The organism is Nitrosophilus sp. (genome assembly GCF_982775275.1).
Window position 1 is genome coordinate 1 of record NZ_CEXZHP010000065.1, and the last position, 7792, is coordinate 7792.

At 30.1% G+C, this 7792-nt stretch carries 6 protein-coding genes; 1 reads left to right on the forward strand and 5 read right to left on the reverse strand.

Annotated elements, in window-relative coordinates:
- Positions 1-60 precede the first annotated feature (60 nt).
- The 4 genes from AC30RD_RS04550 to AC30RD_RS04565 all read right to left on the reverse strand — a co-directional run bounded on the left by AC30RD_RS04550 (position 61) and on the right by AC30RD_RS04565 (position 5566).
- On the reverse strand, positions 61-1302 hold the full coding sequence (locus AC30RD_RS04550; RefSeq protein ID WP_489493107.1) for a glycosyltransferase: 1242 nt from the start codon (positions 1300-1302) through the stop codon (positions 61-63).
- Positions 1289-2275: a galactose-1-phosphate uridylyltransferase gene (locus tag AC30RD_RS04555; protein WP_489493108.1), complete on the reverse strand. Its 987-nt coding sequence runs from the start codon at positions 2273-2275 to the stop codon at positions 1289-1291. The genes AC30RD_RS04550 and AC30RD_RS04555 overlap by 14 nt, the downstream gene beginning before the upstream one ends.
- A gap of 137 nt (positions 2276-2412) precedes the next feature.
- Entirely contained in the window at positions 2413-3492 is a 1080-nt protein-coding gene (locus AC30RD_RS04560) for a glycosyltransferase family protein (RefSeq protein ID WP_489493110.1), read from the reverse strand.
- A gap of 1 nt (position 3493) precedes the next feature.
- Positions 3494-5566: an HAD-IIB family hydrolase gene (locus AC30RD_RS04565; protein WP_489493111.1), complete on the reverse strand. Its 2073-nt coding sequence runs from the start codon at positions 5564-5566 to the stop codon at positions 3494-3496.
- Between the two features lie 68 nt (positions 5567-5634).
- Here AC30RD_RS04565 and AC30RD_RS04570 point away from each other — a divergent pair, with 68 nt between their 5' ends.
- Positions 5635-6876: an Nramp family divalent metal transporter gene (locus tag AC30RD_RS04570; protein WP_489493113.1), complete on the forward strand. Its 1242-nt coding sequence runs from the start codon at positions 5635-5637 to the stop codon at positions 6874-6876.
- A gap of 1 nt (position 6877) precedes the next feature.
- On the opposite strand, the gene AC30RD_RS04575 is transcribed toward AC30RD_RS04570, so the two are convergent.
- Positions 6878-7648: an inositol monophosphatase family protein gene (locus AC30RD_RS04575; protein WP_489493114.1), complete on the reverse strand. Its 771-nt coding sequence runs from the start codon at positions 7646-7648 to the stop codon at positions 6878-6880.
- Between the last annotated feature and the right edge of the window lie 144 nt (positions 7649-7792).

Genomic DNA, 7792 nt, shown 5'->3' on the forward strand with positions numbered 1-7792 from the left:
AAGAGCTTATAAAACTTGGATCTGAGCTTGCAAAAGAAGCATTAGATAATTATGATTCACTCACTCCCACTTCTTAATTAAATAATCTTTCATTTTCTCAAATTCACATGCTTGTTTTTCATAATACTCTTCAGCCTCTTTTGTATCTTTATTTGAAAGCTCATTTACAAGGGATGCTACTCTTGCGTTATATAACGGAATCATTGTCTCAAGAAGCTTCATCTCTTGTCTTGGAGTTTTATGAAATGCAGCCATATAACTATACACTATTCTTATCCAACTTTTATTTTCAAATAAAAAATCCTCTTTATTTTTTATCTTTGCCAATGAAGAGATTATTTTATAATCATTTTTATCTAAAATCTTTTCCCATAAAACTCCAAAATTATTAAAACCTATTTTAAAATATTCTATTAAAGATTCAAGATCTATCTCAAAAGGCTCAGGTTCTTCTCCAATATCTTCGCCTAAAATATCAACAGGCTTAGAACCTTTTATCTTTTTCCAAAAATTCTCATATTTTTCACTTAATTTAAAAATTGTTCCAACTACCTCTCTATACATAGCGCTTAAATCACTTGAAGGATCTTTTGCATTATGTATTTTTGCTCCAAGTCTTGCTTCACAAATTTTTACGTTTTTTACTATCGCAGTTGTCGTTAACCATATGTCTACGCCAAACTTTGCAATCTCACTCTCCCAAACATCCTCTTCCATATACTCTTTAACCATTTTTTGAGAAAAAGCAAAATCTCCTCCTATTGGCTGTCTAATCCTTTTTCCATATAAAGCTCTGGTTAAATTATATGCAATTGTATTTGTAATTGTTGCATCATATTTATATCTTTTATAAAACGGGGCAACATAATCATATCCATTTAGTGTAGGATCTATCATATTTTTTACCCATTCTGGGGTAATGGATCTAAGATCCGAATCAAAAAGAACAATACTTTTTGCTTGCAAAAACTCAGCGGTCTCAAATATAGCTCTAACAGCGGATCCTTTCCCTGGTATACCCCTATAAATAGACACTATCTTTTTAATATTAAAACTATCTATTTTCGTATTAATCGCCTCTTCTCTTGTGTCATCGGTGGATCCACCATCTGCGACAAATATCAAAGATTTACAATCTGGGAAATATTTTTCAAGTCCAAAAGCAGCCTCTTTAATCACATAAGATATAGTATCTTGACTATAATAAGCGGGAATACCTATCACTATATCCGCACTGTTTAAGCTCTCTATAGCTTTTCTTGCATCCTCTCTAAGAGCAGTAATAACTCTATATGTTTTCATTGCCTTCCTTTAATATTTTTACAGCCTCTTCTGGAAAAATCGTATTTATAGTATCTAAACATCCATACTCAAATCCACCAAGTATATTTAGCCTTGGAACTATCTCAAAATACCAATGAAAAAATAAATTATCGTTTTTTTTTGGGGAAGATACTAAAAAAAGATTAAATGGTATATCTTTTTCCATTTTTTCAAGTTTTAAAAACGCATTTTTAAAAATCTTTGCTAATGAGTTTATCAAGTCTTTATCAATATCTCCAAAGTTTCTTAGATGTTTAATGGGCACTATTCTTAATTGAAAGGGATACAATGATGCATACGGAGCATAAAGTATAAAATTTTCGTTTTGAAAAACCACTCTTTTACTTTTTATTATCTCATATTTTATCTCTTCACATAAATAACAGCAATTTTTATTTTTATAAAATTTTTTAAATTGAGAAAATATAATCTTTTGTTGGGTTGGAATATAAGGCAAAGCTAAAATCTGCGAATGGGAATGAGAGATACTTGCTCCTGCTTCAAAACCACAATTTTTAAAAATATGAACATACTCTATACCGTTTTTTTCATAAAGAGAGTTTAGCCTGATTTTAAAAACCTCCAAAACTAAACTAAACTCCTCTAATGAAAAATCTTTATATCTTTTTTTTGGATCTGGAGTTTCAATAACAACTTCATGATAGCCGTAATTGTTAAAACTTATATAAAAATTCTCTTTTTTTTCAAAATTATTATTTTCAACTGCCGGATATCTGTTTGGTATGACTCTAACTTTCCATCCGGGGGTATCTTTTTTACTATCACTTTTCCTAATAGCAAAAATTTCAGAAGGAGTATTTTTTTCCATTCCGTATATAAAAATATCTTTATGTTCTTTATCGATTTTATATTTTATATGAGGTCTTTTTGCTCTTTTTGGAGAGAAGATAACATATCTATCATTTAAAAAATTGTATCTTATCTCACCCATTTAATAGACCTTTTTATCCTCTTTAACACAATCTTTTAACATCTCCCCAATATCTGGCAAAACGCTTCTAATAGTGCTCCAAGCCGATAATGCGGGAATCCCCAAAGGATCTTCTAAAAACTTAATAGAAGCCTCTTTTAGACTTCGCCAAAAATCTCAGCTGCCAAAATCTCTTTTTGTCTATCATACTTTAATCCATTTATTTTACTTAAAGCCGCATATTGACTTATTGCATATCTTGATTCATCAAAATAACAGCTAAATAGTGTATTAAAATCATATTTTGTAAAAACAAATCCCTGTTGAGCCATTAGCCTAAAAATATTTTGAGCTATTTCGTTTGCCATTCTTGCAATACCTGATTTGCTTTTTATACTTCCAAGTTTTTGATGTTTATGTTCATAAGATTGTATTATCTCCGTTTGACAGATTCTTTTTACGGACGTATTATTATATACTTCGCTAAGAGTAGATACTTCAAGCCCCCAAGTTGGTGATATTCTGATACTTCTTGCAAGAGACCTAATAAGGGCAAACTCTCCAGATAGGGCGTATCTAAAACTCATTAAATACTCTATATACCTATTTGAGCCAAAAACCTTTTTAATTGATTTTAAAAGAGGCGTATAAAAAAGTCTTGTTACTCTTCCATGAAGTCTATCCGTTACTCTCGAATAATATCCTTTGTTAAACTCATATGTTAAAGTTGGATTTACAACCGGATAAAAAAGCCTAGCGGGAATTTTCCTCGAATAATTAGCTATATCGCAATCATGTAAAGCGATTGCATAATTTTCTTTATCGGCAAGAGCGTATCCTAGCATTATCCAAACATTAAGCCCTTTCCCTCTAATATTTATACTATCAAAACCATTTTTATTCAAATATTTAAAAATATCTTGCATTCTTGGCCCATCATTCCACAAAATATCTACCTCATAAGGTATTTGGCTCATAATCTTTTTTACTTTTATAAACTCCTCTTTTGTAGCTTTATCTAATCCTAAAATAATTTTATGAATATATTTGATCTTTTTTAATTCATCAATAATCTTTTGCATAGAGGGATTTTCAAATTCACTATATAAAGCCGGAAGTAGCAAAACCATATTTCTTCTTTTGGAAAAATCTAAAAGTTCCTCTTCCAAATCCTCAATCGGTCTTTTGCCAAGTTCCGAAAGTGTGGTTATTATTCCATTTTGAAAAAAATCCCCCATATTAAATCCTCTCTTTTATTAATATCGCTATATCCATTACATTTGTTCCTGTATAACCTGTTATTATATGGTTGCCAACTTTTTTAAAAAAATTGTATGAGTCATTATTTTCCAAAAAAATCTCTATATTAAGTCCCAACTCTTTAGAAAGTTCATATATTTTATGATCAGCTATTGCACCATCTGCCTTACTGTTTCCATCGATCCCGTCTGTTCCCGCACTTAGAAAAACTATATTCTCATTTGAGTCTATATATTTTAAGGCGCTTAAGGCCATCTCCTGATTTCGTCCTCCTTTGCCTTTACCTTTTACCTTAACAGTTGTCTCACCTCCAAATATCCACACAAAATCTTTTTTATACTCTGTTTTTTTGGCTTCTTTTACTATTTTTTTTGCCACATTTTTAGCTTCGCCACACATCCTTGTCGTTACTAAAAAAGCTTTATATCCCAGCTTATTTGCACTTTTTTTGCCTTCTTTTGTTGCTATTTTATTTGAAGCAATAATAAAATGTTTTATCTTTTTGTTTTTTTCTTTTAAAGTCTCATCAATCTTTTTTTGTATACCCTTTTTTATAACTTCTACAACACTTTTTGGTATTTTTTTGTAAATATCATATTTTTTCAAAATATTTTGAGCATCCAAAAATGTTGTTTTATCAAAATAACAAGGAGCTGAACCGATTACCTCCAAACTATCTCCTATAACATCAGATATTACCAAAACGGCAGCTTCTGCCTTACACATTTTTGCCAATCTTCCGCCTTTTACCCTAGAAATATGCTTTCTTACGATATTTACCTCATCAATATTTGCCCCAGATCTTAATAAAAGCTCATTGGTAGTTTGTAAATCTTTTAAAGTTATTGGAGGGATTGGAAGTTCCATTAATGCAGATGCTCCGCCAGATAACAAAAATATAACCAAATCATCTTTTTTTATCTTTTTTATTAAACTTATCATCTTTTTTGTTGCTTTCATGCTGTCTTTGTTTGGTAACGGATGAGAACCTTTTAAAATTTTTATATTTTTGAGATTTTTTTCTTTTATGGATATAACAACACCATTTTTGATCCTATCTTTTAAAATCTTTTCAATCTCCACAGCCATATCATATGATGCTTTCCCTGCTCCTAATATATAGATATTTTTATATTTTTTTAAATCATACTTTTTATCATTTATACATAAAAAATTTTTGTCAATTTTTACATATTTTCTTATTACATTTTTTGGTAATACCCCATCCAATGAAGCAAAAAATATTGATTTTATATCTTCTCTTTTCAATACCAACCCCACACACTCTCCCCAGCCCTTGCTTCCTGGATATTTTGATTTTATAAGATTTTTTAAGTTTATTCTTTCATAACTTCCATCAGCTTTTTTTATCAAAATAGGAATATCTACACTTTTTAGCATTCCTATATCATTTTTACTATCACCTATACCTATTGTTAATATTTTATTTTTATATATCTTTTTATAAATCCTTTTAACTATATCTATTGCTTTTGATTTATCTTGTCCCTCTCCGATAATATGATAAAATCTTCCACCCTTTATAATTTTAAAACCATATTTTTTTGCTAAGTTTTTGATTTTTGTAATATCATGATTTTTTATAATGACCGGTTCGCTAAATTCCCTTTTTTTTGCCAATTTGGCACTATTTTTATCTAAATTTGTCAATTTTTCTATCTTGTTAACAGAAAAATCGCTAAAACCCTTTACTGATATTTTATTTTTAAACTTTAATATCTTTTTATACTCTTTTCCCAAAATAATTACATAATAACCATCTATCTTTTTACATTTTTTTGGAAGATACTTTTTAAACCTTTTTGGGAAGAAAATTGCAGCTCCATTTTCAACTATAAAAGGATAGTCGATTTTTAATTCTTTTAAAATCTTTTCAATCTCAAATCTTGTTTTACTTGAAGTTAAAATTAGAGGAATATCTCTTTTTTTTATTTTTTTTAAAACTTTTAAAGCCCCGGCAAAAGAGTAGGTATCAAAATCTAACAAAGACCCGTCTAAATCGGTAAAAATCAAAATATTAGAATTTTTCATAATTATCCTCAAATTTACATCAAAATATATTATAATCTATTAAGTTAAGAGTCAAATAAAGAGCTAAAATGGATTTAAAAAAAAGAATAATTGAAGATATAAAAAAGAATAGAGAAAAAATAAAAAATTTAGGTCCCGGAATTATCACAGGTGGAGCTGGAGACGATCCCGCAGGTATCGTTACTTGCACTATGATAGGAACGCTAACCGGTTTTAAGCTTCTTTGGCTTTCGCTACTTTCGGCTTTTATGATGGTTGCTATTCAAGATAGCGTATCAAAAATTGCAATAGTTACAGGGAAAAGCCTTCCAGAGATTACAAAAGTAATTTATGGGAAAAAGATCACAATCATTATAGTTCTTTTTTTATCTATTGCAAATATCTTTACCATTGGCGCTGACCTTCATGCAATAGCTTCCATATTTGAGATTATAACCGGGATTGAAAATCTATATTTTTTAATACCAATTACCGGATTAATTGCATATCTTGTTATGTTTAAACAGTATAAAACTGTTAAAAAATTTTTTCTATTTTTAACTTTAATATTAAGCGTATATATTTTTTCTGCATTTCTTGCCAATCCAGATATTAAAAAATTGCTTATTGGGACATTTATACCACAACTTCCTCTTAATTCTTTATTTATTATGGCCGCATTAGGATATCTTGGGACCAAAATGTCTCCATATCTTCTATTTTGGCAGGCATCTGAAGAGAAAGAGGAGCATAGAAGCGTTGTTCAAGCAAAAATGGCAAGTTTTGACACAGCGGTAGGGATGATATATTCAAGTATGCTCGATTTTTTTATTATTGTAGCTGCCGCTGCTACGCTTTATGGAAATTTTAATAAAATTGAAAACGTAAAAGATGCTGCGTTGGCTTTAAAACCGATAGCGGGAGAATACTCATTTTTACTCTTTAGTATAGGAATTATTGCTTCTGGCTTTTTGGCTGTTCCGGTTTTAGCTGGTTCTACCGCATACGCAATATCAGACACTTTTGGCTGGCGTGAAGGTATGGATAACAAGATAAGCGATGCAAAAGGTTTTTATGCCGTTTTTATTGGAGCTCTTATAATTGGGGATATTATAGATCTATCGCCAATTTCTGTAGTTGATGCACTTTTTTATTCACAGGTTTTAGACGGCGTTTTGCTTCCTGTTTTGATACTGATAGTTTTTGTGATAAGTAATAATAAAAATATAATGGGAAAATATACAAACAGTAAATTTAACAATATTTTTTCAATTTTTACATTTTTTATAACAACTATATTGACGATAATTATGTTTTATCAACTTTTTTAATTTAATATTTAGCCATATTTTCTATCATCTTTTTATGAATAAAACCGTTTGTAGCGACAATAATATCTCCAAATTTGTAATTTTCTCCTTTATGATTTGTAACTTCTCCTCCAGCCTCTTTAACAAGCAAAATACCGGCCGCAACATCCCAAGGCTTTAAATTTATTTCGTAAAAACCGCTAAATCTACCGCAAGCAACATAAGATAGATCAATAGACGCAGATCCAAGCCTTCTAATGTCTCTGGTTTTTGGCAAAAGGTTTGCCATGGTATCTATCACCCATTTATAATCTTTGCCCTTTTTTATTTTGGTATAGGGAAAACCGGTTGCTATTAATGATGAAGTTAATGTTTTGCTTTTGGAAACTCTCAATTTTTCGCCGTTTAAAAAAGCACCCGCCCCTTTTTTTGCTTCAAAAAGTTCATCTAATATAGGATTGTATACTACTCCCTCTATCGGGATTCCATCTTCATAAATTCCGATAGATATACCTACATATGCGATATTATGGACGAAATTTGTAGTTCCGTCAATAGGATCGATAAAAATAGCCTTTTTTGGAATATCGTCTAAATTGTCAAAACTCTCTTCAGCTACTATCTCAAAATCTGGATAAATTTTAGATATCTTTTCTTTTAAAAAATTTTCTATTTTTACATCATATTCGGTAACCAAATCAACTTCGCTTTTAAAGTCAACCTTTTTTGCATTATAATATCCATATTTTAAAATCTCTCCCGCCTCTTTTACAATTTTAGTTAGTTTTGTCATAAATTACCTTTCAAATTTTAATATTGGTAAATGGGAATTTGGAATCGGGAATTGGGAATTGTGCCCTCTTATCATCTTGACTCTTACCACCTTACCCCTTCAACCTTTCCTAACCGCAAACTTGCTTCGCTTCACTCACCTTCG